The sequence below is a fragment of the Bradyrhizobium hipponense genome, assembly GCF_008123965.1.
Classification (GTDB): domain Bacteria; phylum Pseudomonadota; class Alphaproteobacteria; order Rhizobiales; family Xanthobacteraceae; genus Bradyrhizobium; species Bradyrhizobium hipponense.
Genome location: NZ_VSTH01000050.1, coordinates 66816 through 90185, shown reverse-complemented (window position 1 = coordinate 90185; position 23370 = coordinate 66816). Strand labels below are relative to the sequence as shown.

Annotated in this window: 23 protein-coding genes and 3 pseudogenes; 14 read left to right on the top strand and 12 right to left on the bottom strand. The window is 61.3% G+C overall.

The genetic code is table 11. The features are described 5' to 3' along the window. Nucleotides 1-2 precede the first annotated feature (2 nt). The 7 genes from FXV83_RS15690 (at nt 3) to FXV83_RS15660 (ending at nt 5999) form a co-directional block, all read left to right on the top strand. A complete protein-coding gene (locus FXV83_RS15690) occupies nt 3-650 on the top strand; it encodes a methyltransferase family protein (RefSeq protein WP_148740302.1) in 648 nt (215 codons plus the stop codon). A gap of 54 nt (nt 651-704) precedes the next feature. Beyond that, nucleotides 705-1142: a hypothetical protein gene (locus tag FXV83_RS15685; protein ID WP_148740301.1), complete on the top strand. Its 438-nt coding sequence runs from the start codon at nt 705-707 to the stop codon at nt 1140-1142. Nucleotides 1143-1151: 9 nt separating this feature from the next. Next, complete coding sequence (locus FXV83_RS15680; RefSeq protein WP_148740300.1) at nt 1152-2504, top strand: pilus assembly protein TadG-related protein; 1353 nt, start codon at nt 1152-1154, stop codon at nt 2502-2504. Then, on the top strand, nt 2501-2920 hold the full coding sequence (locus tag FXV83_RS15675) for a TadE family protein (protein ID WP_148740299.1): 420 nt from the start codon (nt 2501-2503) through the stop codon (nt 2918-2920). The genes FXV83_RS15680 and FXV83_RS15675 overlap by 4 nt, the downstream gene beginning before the upstream one ends. 401 nt (nt 2921-3321) lie before the next feature. Next, nucleotides 3322-4977, top strand: coding sequence for a type II and III secretion system protein family protein (locus tag FXV83_RS15670; protein WP_148740298.1), 1656 nt, complete (start codon nt 3322-3324; stop codon nt 4975-4977). An 11-nt stretch (nt 4978-4988) separates the two neighbouring features. Further along, complete coding sequence (locus FXV83_RS15665; protein WP_148740297.1) at nt 4989-5387, top strand: hypothetical protein; 399 nt, start codon at nt 4989-4991, stop codon at nt 5385-5387. 75 nt (nt 5388-5462) lie between these two features. Beyond that, entirely contained in the window at nt 5463-5999 is a 537-nt protein-coding gene (locus FXV83_RS15660; RefSeq protein ID WP_187435929.1) for a tetratricopeptide repeat protein, read from the top strand. An 84-nt stretch (nt 6000-6083) separates the two neighbouring features. Here FXV83_RS15660 and FXV83_RS15655 read toward each other — a convergent pair whose 3' ends face one another. Further along, the gene (locus FXV83_RS15655; protein WP_148740295.1) at nt 6084-7070 is read right to left on the bottom strand and encodes a hypothetical protein; all 987 of its coding nucleotides are present in this window, start codon (nt 7068-7070) and stop codon (nt 6084-6086) included. Nucleotides 7071-7672: 602 nt separating this feature from the next. On the opposite strand from FXV83_RS15655, the pseudogene FXV83_RS15650 reads away from it, so the two are divergent. The 3 genes and pseudogenes from FXV83_RS15650 to FXV83_RS15635 form a co-directional block, all read left to right on the top strand. Then, nucleotides 7673-7895, top strand: a pseudogene (locus FXV83_RS15650) (SMP-30/gluconolactonase/LRE family protein); the annotation flags it as partial. Between the two features lie 332 nt (nt 7896-8227). Next, entirely contained in the window at nt 8228-9253 is a 1026-nt protein-coding gene (locus FXV83_RS15640; RefSeq protein ID WP_148740294.1) for an aldo/keto reductase, read from the top strand. A 241-nt stretch (nt 9254-9494) separates the two neighbouring features. Then, nucleotides 9495-11278, top strand: a pseudogene (locus FXV83_RS15635) (IS1634 family transposase). A gap of 488 nt (nt 11279-11766) precedes the next feature. Here the strand turns inward: FXV83_RS15635 and iolG are convergent. Together iolG and FXV83_RS15625 are read right to left on the bottom strand one after the other, a co-directional pair. Further along, a complete protein-coding gene (gene iolG, locus FXV83_RS15630) occupies nt 11767-12768 on the bottom strand; it encodes an inositol 2-dehydrogenase (RefSeq protein WP_235939696.1) in 1002 nt (333 codons plus the stop codon). Next, the gene (locus FXV83_RS15625) at nt 12768-13079 is read right to left on the bottom strand and encodes a hypothetical protein (RefSeq protein ID WP_148740293.1); all 312 of its coding nucleotides are present in this window, start codon (nt 13077-13079) and stop codon (nt 12768-12770) included. The genes iolG and FXV83_RS15625 overlap by 1 nt, the downstream gene beginning before the upstream one ends. Before the next feature lie 146 nt (nt 13080-13225). Here FXV83_RS15625 and FXV83_RS44930 point away from each other — a divergent pair, with 146 nt between their 5' ends. From FXV83_RS44930 to iolE, 3 genes are read left to right on the top strand one after another with little or no spacing between them, the layout of a single operon-like run. Then, on the top strand, nt 13226-13348 hold the full coding sequence (locus tag FXV83_RS44930) for a hypothetical protein (RefSeq protein ID WP_283811712.1): 123 nt from the start codon (nt 13226-13228) through the stop codon (nt 13346-13348). Between the two features lie 13 nt (nt 13349-13361). Then, the gene (gene iolD, locus FXV83_RS15620; protein ID WP_148740292.1) at nt 13362-15203 is read left to right on the top strand and encodes a 3D-(3,5/4)-trihydroxycyclohexane-1,2-dione acylhydrolase (decyclizing); all 1842 of its coding nucleotides are present in this window, start codon (nt 13362-13364) and stop codon (nt 15201-15203) included. 15 nt (nt 15204-15218) lie between these two features. Next, nucleotides 15219-16118, top strand: coding sequence for a myo-inosose-2 dehydratase (gene iolE / locus FXV83_RS15615; RefSeq protein WP_148740291.1), 900 nt, complete (start codon nt 15219-15221; stop codon nt 16116-16118). Between the two features lie 87 nt (nt 16119-16205). Here iolE and FXV83_RS15610 read toward each other — a convergent pair whose 3' ends face one another. Further along, nucleotides 16206-16613, bottom strand: a complete 408-nt coding sequence (locus FXV83_RS15610; RefSeq protein ID WP_148740290.1) for an SDR family NAD(P)-dependent oxidoreductase — start codon at nt 16611-16613, stop codon at nt 16206-16208. 455 nt (nt 16614-17068) lie between these two features. Between FXV83_RS15610 and FXV83_RS15605 the strand changes: the two genes are divergently transcribed. Continuing rightward, nucleotides 17069-17506, top strand: a complete 438-nt coding sequence (locus FXV83_RS15605) for a CBS domain-containing protein (protein WP_148740289.1) — start codon at nt 17069-17071, stop codon at nt 17504-17506. A 175-nt stretch (nt 17507-17681) separates the two neighbouring features. On the opposite strand, the pseudogene FXV83_RS44050 reads toward FXV83_RS15605, so the two are convergent. The 8 genes and pseudogenes from FXV83_RS44050 to FXV83_RS15570 form a co-directional block, all read right to left on the bottom strand. Then, nucleotides 17682-17800: pseudogene (locus FXV83_RS44050) on the bottom strand (SDR family NAD-dependent epimerase/dehydratase); the annotation flags it as partial. A gap of 18 nt (nt 17801-17818) precedes the next feature. Further along, complete coding sequence (locus FXV83_RS15595) at nt 17819-18679, bottom strand: carbohydrate ABC transporter permease (protein ID WP_148740334.1); 861 nt, start codon at nt 18677-18679, stop codon at nt 17819-17821. Nucleotides 18680-18764: 85 nt separating this feature from the next. Then, nucleotides 18765-19883 (bottom strand): carbohydrate ABC transporter permease, encoded by a 1119-nt coding sequence (locus tag FXV83_RS15590; RefSeq protein WP_148740288.1) that lies wholly within the window; start codon nt 19881-19883, stop codon nt 18765-18767. A 101-nt stretch (nt 19884-19984) separates the two neighbouring features. Further along, on the bottom strand, nt 19985-21637 hold the full coding sequence (locus tag FXV83_RS15585; RefSeq protein WP_148740287.1) for a type 2 periplasmic-binding domain-containing protein: 1653 nt from the start codon (nt 21635-21637) through the stop codon (nt 19985-19987). A gap of 378 nt (nt 21638-22015) precedes the next feature. After that, complete coding sequence (locus FXV83_RS15580; protein WP_148740286.1) at nt 22016-22471, bottom strand: RbsD/FucU family protein; 456 nt, start codon at nt 22469-22471, stop codon at nt 22016-22018. Nucleotides 22472-22492: 21 nt separating this feature from the next. Further along, nucleotides 22493-22645, bottom strand: coding sequence for a hypothetical protein (locus FXV83_RS42715; RefSeq protein ID WP_187435928.1), 153 nt, complete (start codon nt 22643-22645; stop codon nt 22493-22495). A gap of 72 nt (nt 22646-22717) precedes the next feature. Further along, nucleotides 22718-23044, bottom strand: coding sequence for a GcrA family cell cycle regulator (locus FXV83_RS15575; RefSeq protein ID WP_148740285.1), 327 nt, complete (start codon nt 23042-23044; stop codon nt 22718-22720). Between the two features lie 39 nt (nt 23045-23083). Further along, nucleotides 23084-23263 carry a hypothetical protein gene (locus tag FXV83_RS15570; RefSeq protein WP_148740284.1) on the bottom strand — a complete coding sequence of 60 codons (180 nt, stop codon included), beginning with the start codon at nt 23261-23263 and terminating at the stop codon, nt 23084-23086. Nucleotides 23264-23370: the final 107 nt, after the last annotated feature.

Below are 23370 nucleotides of genomic sequence, written 5' to 3'. Positions count from 1 at the left end.
CCATGAACACGATTGTCCTGTCGAAAATCTCCTCTTACGATCGGACGATGCAATTGCTCGGCGGCATGTGGTTCATGTTGCTGGCACTTGGCGTCGCCATCAATATTGGATCATCGGCCGACAAACCCTGGCCGTCGTTCTTGTCGAGTGTTTGCCTTGCGACCTTCTACGTGCTCCTGGCGCTGTTGACCGTGACGCGGTCCCCGGCAAAGGCGCAAGCGGATGGTGTCCTCCCAGGAATAGCGGCGTTCGTCGGCACCTATATGCCATGGACGATCGCCTTCTTCGGCAAGACCGACCAAGCGTTACCAAACCTGGCGTCCACTGCTTGCGTATTGATCGGCATGATCATGATGCTGGCCACCATCCGGCATCTTGGCAGATCATTCAGTTTGGTGCCGCAGGCGCGTAACGTGGTGCAAACGGGACCGTATCGGTGGATCAAGCACCCACTTTACCTCGCGGAAGAAATCGCGGTGTTGGGCGTGATGCTGAGAAACCCGACGCCGCTGACAGCGGTCTTGCTCGTCTTGCATATCGGCGTCCAGGTTTGCCGAATTTACTACGAAGAGGACCTGCTTCGGCGCAACTGCCCGGAATATGCCGGTTACGAGGCGTCACGCTGGAGATTGATTCCTCATGTTTGGTGAGTGCTATTGATCCGGTCGACGACCGGAATAGTGAGTATCGGTCGAGGTAGGCTCATGAGCCGCAAGAAGTCTTTCATCGTGGATGAACGCGGCGCCGTCGCGCTTGAGACACTGATCGTCTACCCTGTCTTGGTGGCGCTCCTCCTCATGCCGCTCGCCGATGTGGCCGCCGCGGGCTTCCAGTTTACCTCCGCGTGGGCGGCGTTGCGCGGCTTCGGGCAATACATTCAGTATTCGCCGCCGTCTGACGTCACAAACGCGTCAAGTTGGGCATCAAGCGCACTTGCAAAGGCTGGTCCCGGTTTTCCCATCAGCAATCTTCAAGTGATGTGCGGCGATGCGAATGCTGTCTGCAACTCAGGCAACGTTACGCAAATTCCAAAGTACTTTACATTTACGACAACTGTCACTTTAGCCCCGATCGTGTCGCGATGGGCGCTGTGTCGCGCCACTTGTACGTACACGCTGCGTTACTCAGAACGCTTCCAGTAGGGTGTTTCCATGCGTCATCTGCTCCGTTCCCAACAAGGCGCGGCCGCATTCGCGACGGTCATTGCCCTCGTGCCGCTCATCGGAGTGGTCTCACTCGGGGCCGAGGCCGGATCGTGGTACGTCACCAAGAAGAACGCGCAGAACGCCGCTGATGCGGCAGCCTACTCGGGTGCCTTGCGGCTTGCATGCACGATTGCCGGGGCGACGAACTGCGATCCACAATCAGTGGATTATCGCGGCAAGGAGTTCGCGGCACAGAATGCGTTTTGCAACTCAAGTCCAACGGACAACACGCCCTATCCCGACAGCCAGTGTCCGACGAGCCTTCCGAGCAGAATCGCGCGGGCGGTGCAGATCGATATCGGCGATTATGTCGGCGACTACAATGCGGGCACGTTCACAACGCCACCTGCAGGCACCGGTAACGCCGTTCGCGCCCGGGTAAGCCAGCAACAGCCGGCCTACTTGGCGGCCGTGCTGGGTTTGACCACCGTCAACATCCCCGCCCAAGCCATTGCGCTGGTCCAGAACCCGACAAAACTGTGTGCGTTGGCACTTGGGCCTGACTCAGGCGCACTGAAGCTTGGTGGTAACCTCAGCAACAACGGAACTGGCTGCGGGATGATGTCGGACACCACTGTTCAGTTTGCCAGCACTCCATCTTTCACGGGTTCGGGATGGGCCATTTATGGTGTAAGTGGCTGCACCCCTTCAAACACCTGTAACAGTCCTGGCGTGGGCGTGCCGCACAATTATTTCATGCCGTACGCAAACAATCCGCTTAGTAAATTAGATAGCGAATTGTTCAACAGTAGAACTGGCAACACTAGTCCATCATGCCCCGTCCAAACGGATGGGTGGAAGCATTGCACGCCGAACAGCGCGGGCAGTGGAGCTTACGGTAGCTTCACGGTGTCGAACGGAGACCAGTACATATTGGATCCGGGAACCTATTTCTTCTACAAAGCAACGATAAAGATTACCGGCGGACAACTGAAAGGCACAGGCGTAACTCTCGTTTTGCTCGGAGATTCGCAGCTTACCATCAACGGGGGTACGGTTGATCTCTCCGCACCTGCTACTAACAGTTTCTCTTCTGATCTGAACGGCGTCCTGATTGATGATCAGGCCCCGAACAAGACCAGCAATCAGGTCAAAATAAACGGTGGTGGTACTGTGAGCCTGGGCGGTGCCATGTACTTCCCCTATGTCGACGTTAGCTGGGCCGGAACCACTGCTAGCACCAACACGACCTGTTCAGCGGTGATCGCCAGAACAATTGACATGAGCGGTGGCGGCTACCTAAGCACGCAAGGGTGTGGTCCCGTCGCTTACACCCAGATTGTCGCTCTGGTGCAATGATGAGAAAGCTCGACAACCGCGGCGCCTCGGCCTTCGAGTTTATCCTCGTCTTCGTGCCGCTTTTCACATTGATCTTCGCCATCTTCGACCTCGGACGCTATGCCATCACGATGCAGTCCTTGCGGACGCTCGCGAGCGCTGGCGCTCGGGCAACGATGATCAGGTGCTACACACCGGATGTAGTCAACAATACATCTCCCTCCGGCTGTATCGATATCGATACCTACCTGCCTGTCGCAAACAGGAAGGATGCTGCCCCCTTCCTGTTCTTCGGCGGTCTCACGCCGACGCTGACCGTTGGGTCCAGCCCCAACGATTTGACCATCACAGCTTCTCAAACAGCCTTTAGAATGCTGATGCCGATATGGGGCACATCCCTCAATGCGCCGAACGCGTCCACCAAGATTCCCTTTTAGTGATCGTCGGCAATCATTCCGGGAGTGCATCTGGATTTCGGTAACCGGGAGAGAGTAAATCCCAGCTGCCCGAACCGATCTTCCGAAAATCCGTAGAGACGTTGCCGGGCGTCGGAGCAACAGCAGGAACTCGGCCGCGGCCCTAATAGTTCCGAGCAAAACAGGTAGAAAGTGGTGCTCACTGGCAACATTGCGAAGCTTTCTCTGCCGTTACCGCAGTGCGGCAAGCGTCTCTTCTTGCAAGTAGTCCACATGAGGGATGATGATCTTGGAAACACGAAGTAACGAATTGTAGTGGGACAGGTTGTAAGCTCTGCGACGTGGTGCGCGGAGGGAGACGTTGAGGACGTCGAGCACGTAGATTTGCGGGCATCTCCGTGGATCGCAGTGGGGGAACTCGGATGGGTGGCGGTCGCGTTTGGGGTAACAAGGTAGGGAAGGTTTTCGCGTTCGGCGTGATGGGTCTGGGCGCTGCGCTCGCCTCGTCTGGGTTCACTGACCGCGCGGCGGCTGCGGACCGGCGGAGCTCCTCCGGCGGCGTCATCGTCAGCGAGATGAGCGACGTCCAGCGGGTCAAGATCGTCGTCAACAAGTCGCGCACCTTCAAGGTCGACACGGCTTTTGCGACCATCGTGGCGGGTTCGTCCGACATCGTCGACGTGAAGTCGCTGAGCGATCACCTCATTTACGTGCAGGGCAAGCAGACCGGCACCACCAACGTCATCCTGTTCGACAGTGCGATGAAGCAGATTGGGATCCTCGACATCGAGGTCGTGATCGATACCGGCAATCTGCAGCAGAACATCCGGACCAGCACCGGCGGACAAGGAATCCGCGTGTCGGCTTCCGAGGGGCAGGTGGTGCTCAGCGGAACCGCGGCCGACGCGGTGACTGCCGAGCGGGCCATGGCGATCGCCACCAGCACGGTCGCGAAAGGGGGAGTCGTCGTCAACGCCATGAGTGTCGCGGCGCCGCAGCAGGTGATGCTGGAGGTGCGCTTTCTCGAGGTGAGTCGGGAGGCTGGCCGCAACCTAGGTGTCAACCTCTATGGGGCGAATGCCAATGGTACTAACGTCGGTAATACCGGGCTGGGTCGTGTGACCGCCGCCGGTCGATCACCGATTGGTGGTATTAATACCACTAACGGTCCGCTCGGTGCTGGGGGAGGACAGGTCGGCGACGCCCCGACGGGAAGTCTTCCGCTACTCGGAACTCTGGGAACGCTCGCCGGCACTGCAGGAGGCATCGCTCCTGCCCCGTTCGGAAGCTTGTTGACCAGTCTGATTCGGACCAGCAACGGCGGCTCGGTGGACTTGCTGATCTCTGCATTGGAAACGAAAGGGCTGGCACGCCGGCTGGCGGAGCCAAACTTGACTACGCTTTCCGGCGATGCCGCCCGCTTCCTCGCCGGCGGTGAGTTTCCAGTGCCGATACCGACCCAGACGACGAACGGCTTTCCCACCATCACGATCGACTACAAGAAGTTCGGTGTCGAACTGGCCTTCGTCCCCACCGTTCTCTCGCGAGGCGTGATCAACCTTCGGGTTGAGCCGTCGGTCAGCGAGCTTGATTTCTCCAATGCGGTGACGATTCAGGGGACGACCGTTCCCGCGTTGACCCGCCGCGACGCGCGGACCACCGTCGAATTGCGCGACGGCCAGAGCTTTGCAATCGCCGGACTGCTGCAGACCCGCAATCGCCAGGACGTTTCGCAATTGCCCTGGATCGGCTCGGTGCCCGTGCTCGGAACCTTGTTCAGCAGCAAGTCGTACCAGCAGGAGGAAACGGATCTGGTGATCATCGTGACGCCGCGCCTGGTCGCGCCGGCGGCACCCGGTCAGCAATTGGCCTCACCGCTCGACTCACGCCTGCCGGCCAACGATGTCGATTTCTTCCTTAACGGCCAGATGGAAGTCCGCAAGCGCTACAACGACTACGTCAATTCCGGCGGCGAGGTGAAGGGCCCGTACGGTCACATCATCGCTCCTGAGGTCAGGGTGCCCGTTCCGGCACCGGCCGCAGCTGCCGACCAGCCGGTCGTAAAGACCCTCAACTAGCGGAGCGAGAGATGACGATCAGGTATCTGGTTCTGTTCGCGCCGTTCCTGCTCGGGGGATGTTACGGTCTCGCCGGTCATGACGAGGTGGACCGCTATTTTCAGCGTTCCGACAGCATCACAACGAGTGCCGGCGATGCCAAGCAGGTCAACGCCGTCACCCATACCATCCATCCATGGCCGCGATACGTCGGCGATCGCCGGATCGCATACGATGCTCGCCGCGTGGGCGCGGCCGTCTCGCGTTACGGCAACACGCAACAGCCGATCGACCAGCTTCCCGATAATGGTGATCCGACGAAACAAATGGGTCAGCGGCCTCCCGTCACCCAGAATGTCAACGTAACTGGATTGGGAGCGGGAGCATCGTCGGGGATATCGGTGCCGGTCGGCGGAGCAGCTGGCAGGTAGAGGAGCGAAGGGGACCTTGGATAATTCAACGATGATATTTCAATGAATCCGCTGGGCCGGGCTGGGACAAGGATTATGCGGCGCATCATCTTGGTGCTGAGCTGTTGCTTGCTGGGGACAGGCCTTGCGGCGTGTGACCAGACGCTGAGGGAGGCTGCAATCGTGGCCCCTGTCGATCCGCCGGGCGGGGACCCCGTGCAGGAACCGACCGACGTCAAATATTACCCTTCAGACGAACCCGTTCGGCTGGGGCTGGAGCATTTCAACCGCGGCAGTTACGGGATTTCCCAGCGCTATTTCAAGGACGCCGTCGAGAAATCACCGAAGGATTTGACGGCCTGGATTGGACTCGCAGCGAGCTATGATCGTCTGCGTCGTTTTGATCTGGCTGATCAGGCCTATGCCCAAGCGATCCGGCTGGGAGGCGAAACCGTTCAAATCCTGAATGATCAGGGATATTCGTACATGCTGCGCGGCAATCTCAGTGCGGCGCGACGGAAGTTTGAGAAGGCCTATTCGCTCGATCCAGGTAACCCGGTGATCGCCAATAACCTCGAGCTTCTCAACGGCAGTCGCAGGTTCATCGAAAGGCCGCCGAATAATCAGCCATAAAAAGAACCATCCGCAATAATGATACTCGATACGGGCTGGAAGGCACGCCGCGTGCCGCGCGCCTATGACTCGAGAGATCCAAATCTAGTTCGGCCCAAGCACAGCATCAGCCCGACGGCTGTCCCTTTTGACGATGATGATCGCGCCGCTGCGGATCAAAAATCTGGCTCCGATCAATTTGGGCACCTTGTCTGTGACGGGAGAAGGAAGCGGGATGGTTGGGCCAGTGATGGGATCACCCACGTTCATGGGCGCACTTGCCAATCCCGCAGACTGAGCTGGCTTGATGTAGTCTCGTATGAGCCGAATCTCGTCGGACGAGAGATTTAGGGGGGCTTCTTGCATCACATCGTTTCGGGACTTGGCCTGCTCGGTGTTCGCTCTCTCCTCGAGCTGCCTGGCCTTCTCGGCCTGATCGATGCGCGTCAATCGTTCCTTCAGCGAAAGCACCTCACGATGCAAGTAAGCGATCTCTGATTTCATGGATCTGAACTGCATCACCACGCCAGCGGCCCCGGCGCAGATGGTGAGCAGCATGAAGCTTAGAATCGCAATGACGGCGCCGATGGCGTTTCGGCTTCGCTGTTCCATTTTCTTATCCAGAGGATCGTGTTCCAGGTGCTTGCGCCAGAGCGCACCGACGCGCCGGAACTTGACAGCGATGGTCGCGAATACACTGCTTTTCCTGCGGCGGATGTCTGACCGCGCTTCGCCAGCAGATCCGAAGCCATGCAACAGGAAGGGCGCCGCCAGAGATATCGCGCGAACAACAGCCGAACTTTGATCATTCGCCGAGCTCTTGTCGTCAACGGTATGAGATGAGATCCGTCTCAGCTCATTCAGCGTATTCAATACCGATCGTCCGGCATCGGTGATCCGCAAGCCATCGCCATCGGGAGTCACAAGTCCTGCTGCGAGAAGGTTGATATCCTCGAGAGCTTCTTCGTCCGGCAGCGGCTCGCCTTGAAAGCGCATGACGTCCGCATCAATATCTCGTTCAATGTCCTCAAGGCTCGCACGTCCCAGCGGCCGCGCAATGAGTAGAGCCAGAACTGCGAGGTTAGACTTCACGGAGCTATCACGGGTCCCCCGGTGGCTGCTGCGTCAGATTCATGCCGCCGAAATCAAACTCGCCTCGAGACTGCTAGCGATTAGCAGCCAACTTAGGGCTTGAGTCAAGCGGCTCCCGGTCTTCACGATGTACTGATGCAGGCTCCTCCGGTCGTCGCGAATCCGCGCTCGCGAGCGTGGGTCTCCGAAGAACGCCGCAACGAAATCACAACGAATTGGCGAAACGACCCTGAACGAAAACGTAATGGAAACGCTCGTCAGTCAGGTCGCGGCTTGAATCGAATGTCGGTATCGCTCGTCGAGCATCCCTGACTTGAACATACCAATCGGATTGTCTCGCCGGCCTTATCTCGGGCCAGCAGTACGAGGCAAGCCCGAGAGCCGCGCGCTTTCCATCTCCACGATATCACCAGCCTCATTTGGCAATCCCTCCGGTCAAGGCGTAAAGCGGCTCTCGCTCAGGACGCGCGATAGATGAGAGATCGTAGCTTTGGCTGGTGTGGGGAAAGGCGGTAGTCCTCCGGCGACTCGCATCTCCGATATTCTAGGAGTTCTCCGAGAGGGCTGCGACCGGGCCATTCCGACAAAGTGAAAACCCTTTGCACGACGGCTCCATCACGGTGCTTGCCGACCAATTCGAGGGGCGTCGGCTGAACTCGCCCAACGACGTCGTGGTGAAGTCGGACGGCTCGGTCTGGTTTTCGGATCCGACCTACGGCATCGACAGCGACTACGAGAGCCAGCAGACCAAATCCGAGATTGGCGCCTCCAACGTGTACCAGATCGATCCAGCGGGCGGCGAGATCACCCTCGTCGTCCCAGATCAAATAGCGGCCGGCCGGAAAGTAGGCGGGGCCCTCGGCCCAGCGGTAGCCGCTGCTGAGCTTCTCGAGATTGGCGTGACCGAAGACCAGGCGTGCAAAGCGCGCATCGTGCGTGACATAGGGGAGCATCGTCATCCTTGTTGCCGCAGGTCATGAGGCGCGCCCGCGTGCCGGTTTCCGCTATTCCTAGCAACTCGATCGTATCAGCGGAACAGCTTTGCGCAGCGGGCTCATTCTTCGCGTTGACACGCGGCGGCAAATACATACGCTGCGCGTCGCTGCCAAATGAGACCAGCGCGCGATTGAGGCGCGGAGAAGGGAGAGCAATCCACGATGGTTTCGCAATCAGCTTTGCCGCGCCGCACACTTGGCCGGACCGGGCTTGAAGTCTCGATCCTCGGGTTCGGAACCGCACCGCTCGGCGATCTCTTTCTCGAGCTCGACGACCAGACTGCTATTGCTGCCGCAAGCCGCGCCTTCGAACTCGGCATCAATCTGCTCGATACATCGCCGCACTATGGCAATGGCCTGTCGGAGCATCGCTGCGGAACGGCGCTCCGGCGCGTGCCGCGCAAGCACGTGGTGCTTTGCACCAAGACCGGTCGCTGGATGGATCCGTTTCACCAGCCGGAGACTCGGTCCGGATTTGTCGGCGGACAGCCGCACCGGGCCGTCGTCGACTATTCCTATGACGGCACCATGCGCTCGGTCGAGCAGTCGCTGTTGCGGCTTGGCACCGACCGTATCGACCTGTTGCTGATCCATGACGTCGATGTGTGGACCCATGGCAAGGACGCGATCGAGGACCGGTTTCGCGAAGCGATGTCCGGGGCCTATGTAGCGCTCGACAAGCTTCGCGGGGAGGGCGTGGTCGCGGGCATCGGGATCGGCGTCAATGAAGCTGAGATGTGCGTGCGCTTTGCGCAAGCCGGATCCTTCGAGGTGATGCTGCTCGCCGGGCGCTATTCGCTGCTGGAGCAGCCGGCACTCGAGGAGTTCATGCCGCTGGCGCTGAAGCAGGGCATCGCGGTGCTGCTCGGCGGCGTGTTCAATTCGGGGATTCTGGCGACGGGCGCCACCAAGGGCGCCAAGTACAATTATCAGGACGCGCCGCCGCAGATCCTTTCGAAGGTTGCCGAAATCCAGCGTATCTGCGCAGCTCATGACGTAGCGCTGCCGACGGCCGCTCTACATTTCGCGCTCGGTCATCCCGCGGTCGCGAGCGTGGTGCTCGGGGCGCACAATGCGCAGGAGGTCGAGCGCAACGTGGCAGCGCTGACCACCACAGTGCCAGCCGCGCTCTGGAGCGATCTCAAGGCCGCGCGCCTGTTGGAATTGGAAGCGCCTGTTCCGGCGTAGACCGGATGAATATGCTTGAATCGGTACAAGCCGAGGACTCGGATCACCTCTCTGCGCGGGAGAGGTGCGCCGCAACGACCGGCCCTAGCCCAACTTTCTCAACTCGCGTGCTGGAATGACAATTTTCAGGAATTTTGAGCCAAAAAGGCGAGTCGGATCAATCTGTGGGTCTCAGGAATCGCTTGTAGTGTAGACCAAGTATCTTTTTGGCCTGTTGCGATCGGCGTAGCTTTGTCGGGCCATGTTTTTGCGATCGAATCGGCGCTTCAAGGACGGCAAGGAGCACCGCTACTGGAACATCGTCGAGAACCGGCGCTGTGCCAGTGGCAAGGTGGTGCAGCGGCAGGTGCTGTATTTGGGTGAGATCGGCGACGGCCAACATGACGATTGGAGCCGCGCGATCGAAGCGTTTGACGAGGATGTGCAACGCCACACCCAGCTGTCGCTTTTTTCTGCCGAAGTGAGCTTCCCAGACAGGCCGAGGGGTACGGCGTACAGGTGCGGCTCGATGCGATGGAGTTGCATCGGCCGCGGCAGTGGGGCGCGTGCTGGCTTTCGTGTGAACTCTATGAACAGCTTGGGCTTGACCAGTTCTGGGCGGCCCGGCTGCGGCCCTCGCGCGAGGGAACGAGCTGGTGCGACATCCTGCAGACGCTGGTGTGCTATCGGCTGATCGATCCCGGTAGCGAGTGGCGTCTGCACCGGCAATGGTTTGAACAGAGCGCGATGGCGGACTTGCTGGGCGCGGATTTCATGCTGGCGGAAAAGAATGCCCTCTACCGCTGCCTCGACAAGCTCTTGCCGCACAAACAAGCGTTGTTTTCCCACTTGCGTCAACGCTGGGCGGATTTGTTCGGCGCCAAGTTCGAGGTGTTGCTCTACGACCTGACCAGCACCTATTTCGAATCCGCGCCCCCGGACGACGACAACGACAAGCGCCGGTTCGGCTACAGCCGTGACAAACGCAGCGACTGCGTGCAGGTGGTGATCGCGCTGATCGTCACGCCGGACGGCTTCCCGCTCGCCTATGAGGTGCTGCCGGGTAACACGGCGGACAGCACGACCTTGCGGGAATTTTTGCACAGAATCGAGACTCAGTACGGCAAGGCCCAGCGGATCTGGGTGATGGATCGCGGCATTCCCACCGATGCGGTGCTGGCGGAGATGCGGCAGGCCGATCCGCCGGTCTCCTATCTGGTCGGAACGCCGAAGGGACGGCTGTCGAAACTAGAGGCGGCGCTGCTCGACAAGCCTTGGCAGGCAGTGCGCGAAGGTATCGACGTCAAGCTGCTGCCGCAGGACCAGGAGACCTACGTCTTGGCGCAAAGCCGCGCCCGCATCCACAAGGAACGCGCCATGCGCCGGCGCAAGCTCAAATGGCTTTGGTCACGATTGAAGCAAATCGCAAACATGAAGCTCACGCGCAAGGAGTTCCTGATGAAGCTCGGCGCCGCGCGTTCCAAGGCTCGCGCGGCGTGGCGGCTGATCGACATCGATATCGCCCCCAGCGGGACTGCGTTCAGCTTCACGCTCAACCGCGAGAAGTTGCGCCAGGTGCGCCGACATGAAGGGCGCTATTTGCTGCGCACCAATCTCGGAGATCGCGATCCCGCCGATCTCTGGCAATTCTACATTCAACTGACCGAAGTCGAGGCTGCATTCAAAAACCTGAAAGACGATCTCCAGTTGCGGCCGATCTATCATCAGGTCGAGCATCGGGTCGAGGCGCATATCTTCGTCGCCTTCCTCGCCTATTGCCTGCACGTCACGTTGCGGGCGCGACTGAAGCCGCTGGCCCCGGGCCTCACATCAAGGGCGGCGCTCGACAAGATGGCCGCGGTGCAGATGCTCGACGTGCACTTCCCGACAACCGACGGACGCACGCTGATCCTCAGCCGCTATACTGAGCTCAACGCCGACCAGAAGCTGCTGCTCAAGCAACTCAAGCTCGATCTGCCGCCGCAGCCACCGCCGCGCATCAGTTCCTCACAGAGGTCCGATCGCCCACCAGGCCCAGCTCTGTAGTGGAGACTTTCGATAGATGCCTATTGATTTTATTCGACTTTTTCCTCGAGTTGAGAAAGTTGGGCTAGTTGATCTCACTAAATGGCTCGCCGCTACTTCCCGGCACCCGGTCGCCCTCAGGCAGAAACTCCATTTATCCTCTTGTCCAATTGGTGGAGCCGGAGCTGGAGCTCGCCGTGCCAAAGCAGCAAACCCGAGCGCCGCTTGTGAAAACCATACTGAAGTGTCAACGAGCGCACTCATTCGCGTCATGGAACGCGCGTCGCTGAGCGCCCGCAGACTGAGCACGCGTTTGTTCTCGTAGCGCGACGGAATGCTCGATCGCCTGTCGTGCGCGGTCCAGCAATTCCCGAGGTTCGACGCTAAACGGCCGGTTCATTGGCTCCGTTGTTTTGCAGGCGGGAGCACATTCAGGCTCTCTGCCACCGGAAGCCCGCGGATGCCCTTTGCCGCGTAGCGGCGCAGCAGGAGTTCGGCCGGAGTCATCGTCAGGCGGCCTTGATGGCGACAGGGCCGCCAGTGCGGGCCGATTCGGTGGCCGCGTCGGCGAGCATCTGGGCGCGCAGGCCGTCGAGACCGGTCGGAGAGGGCGCAGCCTTGCCAGCACACGCATCGATGAAGGCAGCGAGTTCGGCGCGATAAGCGGCGGCATAGCGTTCGAGGAAGAAGTTCTGCACCGGATCGGCACGGAAGCCCTGGCTGGTAGCGATCTCGACGGTCGTCTCGTGGATATTGCCGGCCCTCAGCATTCCCTTCGAGCCATGCACCTCGATGCGCTGGTCGTAGCCGTAAGTGGCACGGCGCGAATTCGAAATCTGTGCGATGCGCCCGCTCGCCGTCTTCATCAGCACGGCGGCGGTATCGACATCGCCGGCGTCGCCGATGGCCTTATCCACCAGCGCCGAGCCGAGCGCAAAGACCTCGACCGGCTCCTCGGCCAGCAGGAAGCGCGCCATGTCGAAATCATGGATCATCATGTCGCGGAAGAGACCGCCCGAGCGTTTCACATAGTCGACCGGCGGTGGTCCGGGATCGCGCGAGATGACGCTGACGATCTCGATCTCGCCGGCCTGGCCGCTGCGCAGCCGCTTCTCCAGCGCCGCGAAGTTCGGATCGAAGCGGCGGTTGAAGCCGATCATCAGAGGCTTGCCCGTTTTCTCCACCGTAGCCAGGCAGCGGCGAATGCGGCTCGAATCGAGATCGACTGGCTTCTCGCAGAACACCGCCTTGCCGGCCGAGACGGCGGCTTCGATCAGGTCGGCATGCGTGTCGGTCGGCGTGCAGATCAGGATGGCGTCGATGCCGGAATCGCTCATGATCGCATCCGCATCGGCCACTTTCGCGCCTGCAGCCTGCGCCAGCGAGGACGCGGCCTCGCTCGAGGCGTCGGCCACCGCGACGAGCCGTGCATCGCCGCGCGCCGCGACATTGAGACCGTGAATGCGCCCGATCCTGCCGGCGCCAAGAAGTCCAAACCGCATTGTCATCATCATGTCCGTCTAAGACGTCCCGGTGCATATCGGTGATGGGCACCGCAGATGTTCTGGTCGAAATCGAAGTGTGCGCCGGTCATCAACCGGATTCGTCGCAGGCGAGGCAGGCGACTGCCTTGGCGACTTCGCGCCAGCAGGCCGATCTCGGCGAATTCACGGCCAATGGCTTCGCCGACGCGCTGCGTGCCGCCGGTGATGACGGCGGTCGCGCCATCGGGATCGTGACTGTAGGCGCTCGCTTTAGCCAGTTCGAGGCACTCCCTAGATGGCATATTTTCTTTGTCTTGCTTGACTATTGGAATAAGCATTCCATTCTCTGCGCCGCCAAGTCAAGGTCGGAGCGTGCTCTTCTCGATGTCCCCCGCCGCGTCACAGGACCGTGTCAGATCGGACTACGACGCATTCGCGACAGAGTTGCGCGAGCGCGCGCTCGTTGCCGAAGCGGCTATGGCAGTTGGCCGATGTCGTGAAATCCAATTGGTGGAAGCTCGACGTAGGCCGCCTCGAAGACGAAGGCGCGGTCAGCGCGATGATGGAATATTTCGGCCGACTGATCCAAGCCGGGCCGCGCGGCTGAGTGGGAGCGAGTGATGGCGATGATCAGGCTCACCATGGCGCAGGCGCTCGTCGCCGCGATGGCCGCGCAGAGGACGGTGATCGACGGGCAGGTCCAGCCGCTCTTCGCCGGTGTGTGGGCGATCTTCGGGCACGGCAATGTAGCGGGTCTCGGCGAGGCGCTGTATGCCGCGCGCGATCGTCTGCCAACCCTGCGCGCGCATAACGAACAGGCGATGGCACATGCCGCGATCGCCTTCGCCAAGGCCTCGCGCCGCCGGCGCATGATGGCGGTGACGAGCTCGATCGGCCCCGGTGCGACCAATATGGTGACGGCCGCTGCAGTCGCTCACGTCAACCGCCTGCCGGTACTGCTGTTGCCGGGCGATGTTTTCGCCGGGCGCCGCCCGGATCCGGTGCTGCAGCAGATCGAGGATTTCGGGGACGGTACTGTCTCCGCCAATGACTGCTTCCGGCCTGTCTCGCGCTATTTCGACCGCATCACCCGGCCCGAGCAGATCGTGCCAGCCTTCGAGCGCGCGATGCAGGTTCTGACGGATGCGGCCGAATGCGGACCCGTGACGCTCGCGCTCTGCCAGGATGTGCAAACGGAAGCCTTCGAATATCCCGACTGGTTCTTCGCCGAGCGCGTCTGGCAGCCGCGCCGCGCGCGGGCCGACGAAACGCAGTTGGCTCAGGCCGTGGCGCTGCTCAAGGCGGCCAAACGCCCGCTCGTCGTCGCCGGCGGTGGCGTCCTCTATAGCGAGGCGGAAGGTGATCTCGCAGTCTTTTGCACGGCGCACGGCCTGCCGGTGGCAGAAACGCAAGCCGGCAAGAGCGCGCTGCCTCACGACCATCCGCTGAATCTCGGCGCGATCGGCGTCACCGGAACTGGCGCGGCCAACGACGCGGCGCGGCACGCCGATCTGCTGCTCGCGATAGGCACCCGGCTGCAAGATTTCACCACAGGCTCACGCTCGCTCTTCGCCGATCCCGCTTGTCGGATCGTCGGCCTCAATACGCAGACCTTTGATGCCGGCAAGCACCGTGCGCAGCCGCTCGTGGGCGATGCCAAGGTCGTTCTGGCAGAACTCGGCGCCTCACTTCAGGGCTGGGCGGCACCTGCCATCTGGACCCAGCAGGCAAGGACCGGCCGCACGGCCTGGCTGGAAACGGCTGCGCGCTACACCGCGGCTGGCAGCGAAATCTTGCCGAGCGATGCTCAGGTCATCGGGGCCGTTCAACGCCGCAGCCTGCCGAGCGATGTCGTGCTTTGCGCAGCCGGCGGCTTGCCCGGCGAGCTGCACAAGCTCTGGCAGCCGGGCGCGCCCGGCGGCTACCACATGGAATACGGCTATTCGTGCATGGGCTACGAGATCGCCGGCGGGCTGGGCGTCAAGCTCGCCGATCCGGCGCGCGAAGTCGTCGTGATGGTCGGCGACGGTTCCTATTTGATGATGAATTCCGAGATCGCAACGTCGGTGATGCTTGGTGCCAAGCTGATCATCGTTGTGCTCGACAATCGCGGCTTCGCCTGCATAAATCGGCTCCAGAACGCAACCGGCGGCGCCTCCTTCAACAACCTCCTGCGCGACGCCCGTCACGAGATGCTGCCCGAGATCGACTTCGTAGCGCACGCTGCCGCGATGGGGGCGATCGCGCACAAGGTTGCGAGCATCACTGACCTGGAAGCGGCGTTCGACGAGGCGCGACGCCACGATCGGACGAGCGTCGTCGTGATCGACACCGACCCGCTGCGCTCGACCGATGCCGGCGGCCATTGGTGGGATGTGGCGGTGCCGGAGGTCTCGGGGCGCGCCGAGGTCGAGGCCGCAAGGCGCAGTTATGTCGAGGCGCTCGGGCGCCGAAATTACTGATCGAGCGAGGACGACATGCCTATCCGTATCGGAGCGAACCCCATCGGCTGGTCGAACGACGATTTGCAGGAGATTGGCGGCGAGACGCCGCTCGAGACCTGCTTGACCGAGGCGCGCGAGGCGGGCTTCGAGGGCATGGAGCTGGGCCACAAATTTCCGCGCGAGCCGCAGGCCCTGAAGGCTGCGCTCGCGCCCTTCGGTATGGCCTGCATCTCCGGCTGGTATTCTGCGGAGCTTCTGAAGCGCGATGCCCGTGAGGAGATGTGGCATCTGCGCCCGCATCTCGATCTGCTGAAGGCGATGGGATCGACCGTGCTGGTCTTCGCCGAGACCTCGAATGCGATCCATGGCGATCGCAGCAAGCCGCTATCGCAGCGGCCGTTCATGAAGGCGGGCGACTGGGCGGAGTTCGGCCGCCGTATCACAGAGGTCGCGGAGCGTACGCTCGCTGAGGGCGTCCGTCTGGTCTACCATCATCACATCGGCACCATCGTGGAAAGCGCGGCCGATATCGACGCCTTCATGGCGGCGACCGGCGAGGCTGCTCATCTCCTGCTCGACACCGGCCACGCCACGTGGGGCGGCGCCGACCCGGCTGCGCTGGCCCGACGCTATCGCGCCCGCATCAGCCATTTCCACGCCAAGGACGTGCGTCAGGCGGTGATGGAGCAGGCGCGCCGCGAGGATTGGAGCTTCCTCGACGCGGTGTTGGGGCAGGGCAGCGAGCTCGGTGTCTACACCGTGCCCGGCGACGGCATGGTCGATTATCCGGATGTCTTCCGCGGGCTTCCGGGCTATTCCGGCTGGATTGTGGTCGAGGCGGAGCAGGACCCGCAGAAGGCACACCCGCTGACCTATGCCAAGAAGGGTATTGCCCATCTGAAGCAGAGCCTGAAGGAGGCTCGGCTTGCCTAGCCCGGAGGCGCTATGGGGAGCTTCTCGTCAAGCCGAGCGCGTCCGAAGTTATCGTCGCTCACACCGCGGAGATCTTCGCCCAAATGATCAGGCAGCTGCGTCACGCAGGACGGCGGGCAGGACAATTCCATCGCTACCGCGTGAGTGCGCATCTGTGACGACAAGGCCGCCGCGCTGATCATCGACGAGGTTCGCGCGGGCTTTCGAAGGAAATACACCGGCATTGTTGATGAGGACGTCCAATCCGCCGAATGCGTCAAGCGCCAGAGCGACGCAGGCTTGTGCGTCAACTTCGTCGGCGAGGTCGCCGAGAAACGCTTCGGCGGTGCCGCCATGTGCTCGAATCACCCGGACGACATCCTCCACGGGATCAGTGGACAACCCGGCAACAACGACCTTCGCGCCTTCCCTTGCGAATTTATGCGCGATGGCCTCACCGATGCCCATGACCGCGCCAGTCACGATTGCCATCTTGCCTTCCAGTCGACCTGTCATGATTCTCTGCCCTGGCTTTTGCCTCGTTGCCGGGCGTTGAACGAGTTGAAGCAGCTGATGTTCCATTCCGTCGGGGGGCCTGCTGCACGCAAGATGCCGGAGCTCCGTTCAACGTCCCGCCCTTGAAATCCTACGGAACCACACAAGCTCTGTGGCTCTGGCAACCCAACGGGGACGTTCGATAAAACACCCATCGAACCCGATGAGTGAGGGCTGGGAGCGCATCGCGCAGGGTCTGCAATCGACTGCAGATGATCTTCCGCTTGGCGGCGAAAACCACCTGCCATCATTGGTGTCGATACGGAGAAGAGTCTTTGCCTCCGGGTTCCTCCAGTCGCAGGCCGCTCAATCTGGCAATCCGTCTTGGAACGCGCAGCAATTGCATCTGTTGAGGTGGTGTTGAAGAAGCCGGCATTGGCGGGACTCGACACTGGTGATCGACATAGGAGGTGACAATGAAGATCAGCGAGGTGATGACACGCGATGCAAAAATCGTAAGTCCGACCGACACGCTCCAGCAGGCGGCGAAGCTGATGAAAGCTTGCGATTGTGGTGTGTTGCCGGTCGGTGAAGGTGACCGGCTCGTGGGCATGATCACCGATCGCGATATCGCGGTGCGCTGCATCGCAGAGGGCAAAGGGCCGGACTGCAAGGTCCGCGACGCGATGACCCAGGAGGTAAAATACTGCTTCGAGGACGAGGACACATCCCACGTCTGCGCGAACATGAGTGATATCCAGGTGCGGCGGTTACCGGTCCTGAACCGGAGCAAGCGCCTGGTCGGGATCGTATCGCTCAGCGATTTGGCGCGCCGGTCGGCTGGGACCGCGAAAGCCCTACACGGAATTGTTCGGCGGACTCAGCAGCACAACCAGAGCGTCGCTGCGGCCTAGGGCTCAGAGCATGACCGGCCAGACGGCGCCGTGACGGACAAAGTGAAGCATCGGAACCATCGGCGCAAGTTCGTCGGCCGACGAAGAGGTTCCTGACGAATAGACGACGGGCGAGCGCTCCTTTAGCGCTCGCCCGCCGCCGGCGCGGAGCGATTAGGCGCGAAGGTCCGAAGTGCAGTCCGAGGACGTTCATGGTGCCGACCACGCAGGTCTTCATCGTCCCGATCGGATCCTTTTGGTCGTGACGAGGCGAGGCGGGCAGGCGAGGCCGTAGATCCGATCGATATCACTCTCAGTGTTTCAACATGCCTGCTACTTTCCCGCGCCCGTCGTCAGGCCACTCACAATGTAGCGCTCGAGAAAGATGCCGACCAGGACGAGCGGGGCGATTGCCGCCGTCGACAGCGCCGCCATCGACCACCAGTTGATGCCTTGCGAGCCAGTCTGGCTCGCCACCATCACCGGCAGCGTCTTCGCATCCGTGCTGGTAAGGAGGGCCGCGAAGAAATACTCATTCCAGCACAGCACCAGCGACAGGATGAAAGCGGCCACCATCCCGGGCACCGCAAGCGGCAGGATGATGCGCAGGAACGCGCCCCAGGTCGACAGTCCATCGACGAAGGCGGCTTCATCGAGCTCGATCGGGATCGCGTTGAACTGGTCGCGCATGATCCAGATGACGATCGGCAGAACCGAGAGCGTATAGAGCAGGATCAGGCCGAACCGGGTGTCGAGCAGCGCGAGCGCCTTGTAGAGCACGAGGAAGGGCAGGGCGAGCACGACCGGCGGCAAGATCAGTTGCGACATGAAGAAGAACAGGATGTCGTCGTTGCGCATCCAGGCGAATTTGTAGCGGAAGCGGCTGAGGCCATAGGCGGCAAGCGAACCGAGGATCAACGCGAGCAGGGATGCGCCGATCGAGGTGATGATGCTGTTGGCGAACCGGCTCATGAATTCCGCGCGGGCGGTCGAGGTGCCGAACAGCGTGTCTGGCGACAGCCCGAGCGAGCGCCATCCCTTCCAGTCCGGCTGGAAATCGACCCATGGGATCAGGTGGGCCTGCGTGACGTCGACTGCCGATTTGAACGACGTTGTCACCGTCCAGTAAATCGGGAACAGGCAAATGAAAGTCCAGAACAGGAGCGCGGCATAGATCAGCACGCGGCCAAGCATCCGCTTGGCGCGCGGGGCCGCAGGATGCCGCCGGACGGGCTTCAATGCCGATGTCGATATCGACACGCGCGTGAACTCCTTGGTTCTAGGCGACTCTCTGCGTCCAACGCTTGGACAGGCGAAGGAGCACCGTCAGGAGGGCGATAATGAGAACCAGATAAACCATGGCGAGTGCCGTGCCGTATCCGACATTGGAGCGGTCGCGGTACACGCGATAGATGAAACTCGATACAGTATCGGTGGCACCCCCGGGGCCGCCGGCCGTCACGTTGATCACGATGTCGGCAAGCTTGAGCTTGAAGATGATGCGGATGATGAGGACGGTGATGCTGACCGGCAGCATGATCGGAAAGGTAACGTGCCAGAACGACTGCCAGCCGTTGGCGCCATCGACCTTGGCGGCCTCCTGCACCTCCCGGGGCATGGCCTGGAGGCCGGCGAGCAGGATGATCATGATAAAGGGGATCGACACCCAGGCGTCCATCGCTTGGATGCTCAAGCGCGCCATCCACGGCGAGGCGAAGAACGCCGGGTTCTCCCATCCGAGATAGCGCGCCAACGTCGCAGCGGGCCCGAAACGGAATTCGAGGAGCGACTTGCCGATCATCCAGCTCACCGCGACCGGGCTCAGCATCATCGGCAGCAGGAACACGATGCGGAAGAATTTTCGCGCGCGGATCTCGGCGCTGAGCAGGAGCGCGAGGCCGAACGCGATCGCGTACTCGCCGAGGACCGCGACCGTGTAGAAGATCATGTTGCCCAGCGCGTTCCAGTAATAGGTGTCGTTGAACATCCCGACGAGATTGCCGAAGCCGCTGAAACGCGGGCCTTCGACCGAGCTGAGATTCCAGTCGAGCGAGGCGATATAGATTCCGAAGACGGTCGGGAAGATCACCACCGCAATGGTGAAGAACACCGCCGGCAGCAGGAACAGCGCGCGCTGGCCTCGCTCGCCGCGGATCAGCACTTGGGCGATGGCGAACGCAACGGCCCAGATGAGATAGGCGATGAGGATCGGTCGCCAATCGGAGAACCCGGCCGCGGTCGCACCGGTCGTGTGCAGGATCTGGACGAGGAGCACGAGCAGGAAGCCGAACGACGCCAGCGCGACAATCGCGCGGCCCGCGGCCTTCCGCCTGGCCGGCGTGCGTGCTACCGCGGGCTGGTGGTACAGGTCGTCGGTCACGGAAGCTGAATTCTGCATGGCACTCTGCCGATCCTGAATGACCGGCCGGCCGCCGGGTAAGTTTTCGGCTGGCACCGCAAGAGCGGCGCCAGCCGAGGGTCTTCGTGAGGCTCATGCGGCTACACGCCGAGCGAGGCCTTGTAGAGTCCGATCTGACGCTCGCGGCCGATCTGGTCGGTCAGCTTCTCCCAGGCGGCGGCGATATTGTTCGCGCCGGTCTGCGCGTCGATCTTGCCGGCAAAAATCTTCGTCAGCTCATCCTCCGCGATGCTGTAGTACTGGAAGATGCCGGGAATGCGCGGCTCGACCGCCCGGTTCGGATGATTGTAGGAGCCGAGCTGCGAGTTGAGGTAGGAGGTGATGTATTTGCGGTCATAGCCCGCGGCCACCCATTCGTCGAACTGGAAGTGGCTGGCGCGGTGGGCCTGGAAGCCCGATGGATACATCACCATCCACAGCGACAGATCCTTGCCGCCGAGATGCGCAGCCGCGCTCCAGGCGGCCTTGTGCTTCTTCTCGTCGCCATTGACTCTGGCCATCACATAGACGCCCCAGCCGAGATAGGCGCAGTTCGGCGCGTGGTTCGGACCGCTCGCGAGCTTGTCCCACTGTCCGGTCTTGGAATTATAGACATCGTCCGATCCCGGCAGAATGTCGAAGCCGACGATATCGCCGATGACCGAGGTATCGCTCGCCTTGGCGACCTGGCCGATGTCGCCCCACCAGGGGATCATCGAGCCGATGCCGGCGAGAAATTGCTGGAAGCCGGTGGTGTTCGGATCGGCGTTGAGCTGGTCGGCCGGCTCGAACGGCAGCGCGTCAACGACGTCCTGGATAGCGCGCACCCAGGCCGGATTGTTGATGCGCGGCTTCATCGTATCGATGTCGAATAGCCAAGCCTTGTCCTCGGGATGTTTGGCGTAGGCAGAGGCGCGGCTGCCGAGGAAATAGAAGCCGAAGCCGCCCCAGGGCTTTGGCGCATCGAGATAGCCGAACGCATTCTGGTTCTTGATCTTCTTGCCTTTGAGGAATTTCGTCACCGCCTGGACCTGCTGCCAGGTTTTCGGCACGCCCCATTCGCCCGTGTTGCCGGCGTCCTTCCAGGCCTTGGCAAGGGCTGCGTCGGAGAACACGTCGGTGCGGTAGTTGAAGTTGTGGCAGTCGCCGTCGATGGTGACGCGATAGGTCTTGCCGTTCCAGGTTCCGACCGGCGGCTTCAGATAATCAACATAGTCATCGATATCGATCTGCTTTTTGACCCAGTCCGGCATCTCCGATGCCAGGCCCTTGCCGCAGACATCGCCTTCGAACGGCGCGCCCATCTCGAGGATGTCGAAATCGACTGTGCCCGTCGCGATCGCCTGCTGGAGCCGCGGGTTGTAGTCGGCCTGGGCGAGATCGATCCAGGAGATTTTCGCGCCCGTATAAGCTTCCCACGGCTTGAGGAAGCCGCGGAACAGGAGGTTGTGCAGGTTCTGATTGTTGAGTCCCATGAACGAGAGCTCGACGCCCCTGAAGTCGCCTTCCTTGATGCTCGCTTTGGTCGGGCCGAGGCAGAGCTCGCCGACCTTCTGCCAGTCGGCGTCCGTCGGTGCGCCCTTGCCGACACCCGGAATTTGCGTGATCTGCGCGCGTAGGTTGGCTTGCGCCAATGCGAGCTCCGAGAACGTGCCGAGTGCGCCGCTGGTCCCGAGTGCTGCGGCGCTCGCCGCGCCCCTCAGCACCGTTCGCCGGTTCGGCTGGGACGCGGAATGCTGATCGTGCTGGTTCATCGCGATACCCTCCCGTGTTTGACTGTCTTTGCGTGACTTTCTTTGTGAAGTCTAATTCGCCCGAGCACCTCGATGACGTGACGCTCGGCGGACTTCCGCGTCGTGGCGATGGCGGCAGAGGCCGTGTCGAGTATGCAGCGGCACATATCAAAGTCAACGAATGCGCTTGAGGTTGAGGTCGCGCGTGCCGTCGATGCGTGAACGATGAGCAGAGTCTTCGCAATGCCGCGCTGCAAGATGATTGATGCCGTGCAGCGCCGATCACCGTCGCGGTGATCGTGAATGAGCAGGTTCCGCGAGCGACATGATCACGACGTCGTATTTATGTCAGTCGCCTCGTGCAGCCGTGCCGTCGTCCAGACGGTTTGAGGGGGCACCTCAAGCCACATCCGGCGGGATGACGCCCTTCTTGAAGATGAAGCAACCATAGAAGCGCCGCTCTCCAGTCTGAATCACGCAATAGGATCTCTTCGCAAGCTCGTAGAACGCAAAGCGCTCGACTGAGGCCATCGGAAACGATCGGCCCTGCGCCGCATCGATTTCAGCCTGGACCTCGCTCTGCACAGGTGGAATTTCGTTGGGCTGGCCGACGATCTCCATGCGGGATGCCGGCTTGTCCACGAAGCTGTCGAGCGGCAGCACCGACAGGATCGCGCGCGCGGCGCGGCTTGCGGTGACGTTGTCGATGCGCAATAGCCGCCCGAGCACAGTCTGGCGCGCGACCGCGTCGGCCGGAAAGTTCGTGTCGCAGAGCACCAGATCGTCGCCATGCCCCATGGACCGCAGCGCATAGAGAACATCCGCATTCAAAAGCGGATCGATCGATTTCAGCATGCGGCGTCTCCCTTGACGAGATCAGGCTTTTTGGATTGATTGACTATCCGACGTTGCGGTGCCGTCGTCCATATCGACGTCCACGATTTGCAAGGATGATTTGCAAGGATCATGTTTCTCGGCATCGATCTCCGCGCCTCGGCAGGCAAGACCGTCCTCGTCGATCGCGCTCAATGCGCGATCGCGAGTCGGCCGTAGAGGACGGCCTCGCCGCGTCCCGGTCTTGCTGTATGTCGCGATGAGCGCTTAGCCCGTATTCTTGACCGCCTCAGCTAGCATGGCGTAAAGCTGGCGCTTGCTGAATTCATTAGGCTGCTGCCTCTTAAGCGGTTTCGATACCTTCTTTTCCATCGGGCTGGCACAGGCGGCCGATAACGCCGGCCTTCGCTTCGGGACTGGCCTTATTCTGGGCTTTGCTGCGGGCGGCTTGTGACCACGCTTCAGGCACAATCGAGTCAGCATCCCGCAAACTGCGTTACGGCTACACCCGAGTGTGCGCGCGATCTGTGCGGCGCTGTGTCCCAACGCCCAGAGTTCCTTGAGCAGCGCTACGTCTCTCTCATCCCAGCTCATGGGAGACACTATAACGCCGGCTGCCAACGGACGGCTAGTCTAGTCTTCGTCTGGCTCCCGCACGACCGGCGGTTCGTCGGCGAGGTCCTCTTCTTCTTCTTCCTCATCGTCATCTTCGTCTTCATCAGGATCGCGGGGCGGCATCGCGTTGCCGATGCTCACGAGCGGACTCCAGTCAATCAACCCAGGAGAAAAGACCTCGATGATGTGTTGTTTCATGTTGTTCCTCCTCAAATAGTGCCAATGACTGGATGCGAAGACCTGACCACGGGTTGAGATGGTGCCCGATTTGAACTCTTACTACCGCTCGGGCGTTCAAACCTTCG

Bases quoted from the DNA above. Each gene is read 5' to 3' on its own strand.
- FXV83_RS15690 (WP_148740302.1), top strand. From the start codon at position 3: ATGAACACGATTGTCCTGTCGAAAATCTCCTCTTACGATCGGACGATG.
- FXV83_RS15685 (WP_148740301.1), top strand. From the start codon at position 705: ATGAGCCGCAAGAAGTCTTTCATCGTGGATGAACGCGGCGCCGTCGCG.
- FXV83_RS15680 (WP_148740300.1), top strand. From the start codon at position 1,152: ATGCGTCATCTGCTCCGTTCCCAACAAGGCGCGGCCGCATTCGCGACG.
- FXV83_RS15675 (WP_148740299.1), top strand. From the start codon at position 2,501: ATGATGAGAAAGCTCGACAACCGCGGCGCCTCGGCCTTCGAGTTTATC.
- FXV83_RS15670 (WP_148740298.1), top strand. From the start codon at position 3,322: ATGGGTGGCGGTCGCGTTTGGGGTAACAAGGTAGGGAAGGTTTTCGCG.
- FXV83_RS15665 (WP_148740297.1), top strand. From the start codon at position 4,989: ATGACGATCAGGTATCTGGTTCTGTTCGCGCCGTTCCTGCTCGGGGGA.
- FXV83_RS15660 (WP_187435929.1), top strand. From the start codon at position 5,463: ATGCGGCGCATCATCTTGGTGCTGAGCTGTTGCTTGCTGGGGACAGGC.
- FXV83_RS15640 (WP_148740294.1), top strand. From the start codon at position 8,228: ATGGTTTCGCAATCAGCTTTGCCGCGCCGCACACTTGGCCGGACCGGG.
- iolG (WP_235939696.1), bottom strand. From the start codon at position 12,768: ATGATGACAATGCGGTTTGGACTTCTTGGCGCCGGCAGGATCGGGCGC.
- FXV83_RS15625 (WP_148740293.1), bottom strand. From the start codon at position 13,079: ATGCTTATTCCAATAGTCAAGCAAGACAAAGAAAATATGCCATCTAGG.
- iolD (WP_148740292.1), top strand. From the start codon at position 13,362: ATGGCGATGATCAGGCTCACCATGGCGCAGGCGCTCGTCGCCGCGATG.
- iolE (WP_148740291.1), top strand. From the start codon at position 15,219: ATGCCTATCCGTATCGGAGCGAACCCCATCGGCTGGTCGAACGACGAT.
- FXV83_RS15610 (WP_148740290.1), bottom strand. From the start codon at position 16,613: ATGACAGGTCGACTGGAAGGCAAGATGGCAATCGTGACTGGCGCGGTC.
- FXV83_RS15605 (WP_148740289.1), top strand. From the start codon at position 17,069: ATGAAGATCAGCGAGGTGATGACACGCGATGCAAAAATCGTAAGTCCG.
- FXV83_RS15595 (WP_148740334.1), bottom strand. From the start codon at position 18,679: ATGCTTGGCCGCGTGCTGATCTATGCCGCGCTCCTGTTCTGGACTTTC.
- FXV83_RS15590 (WP_148740288.1), bottom strand. From the start codon at position 19,883: ATGCAGAATTCAGCTTCCGTGACCGACGACCTGTACCACCAGCCCGCG.
- FXV83_RS15585 (WP_148740287.1), bottom strand. From the start codon at position 21,637: ATGAACCAGCACGATCAGCATTCCGCGTCCCAGCCGAACCGGCGAACG.
- FXV83_RS15580 (WP_148740286.1), bottom strand. From the start codon at position 22,471: ATGCTGAAATCGATCGATCCGCTTTTGAATGCGGATGTTCTCTATGCG.
- FXV83_RS15575 (WP_148740285.1), bottom strand. From the start codon at position 23,044: ATGAGCTGGGATGAGAGAGACGTAGCGCTGCTCAAGGAACTCTGGGCG.
- FXV83_RS15570 (WP_148740284.1), bottom strand. From the start codon at position 23,263: ATGAAACAACACATCATCGAGGTCTTTTCTCCTGGGTTGATTGACTGG.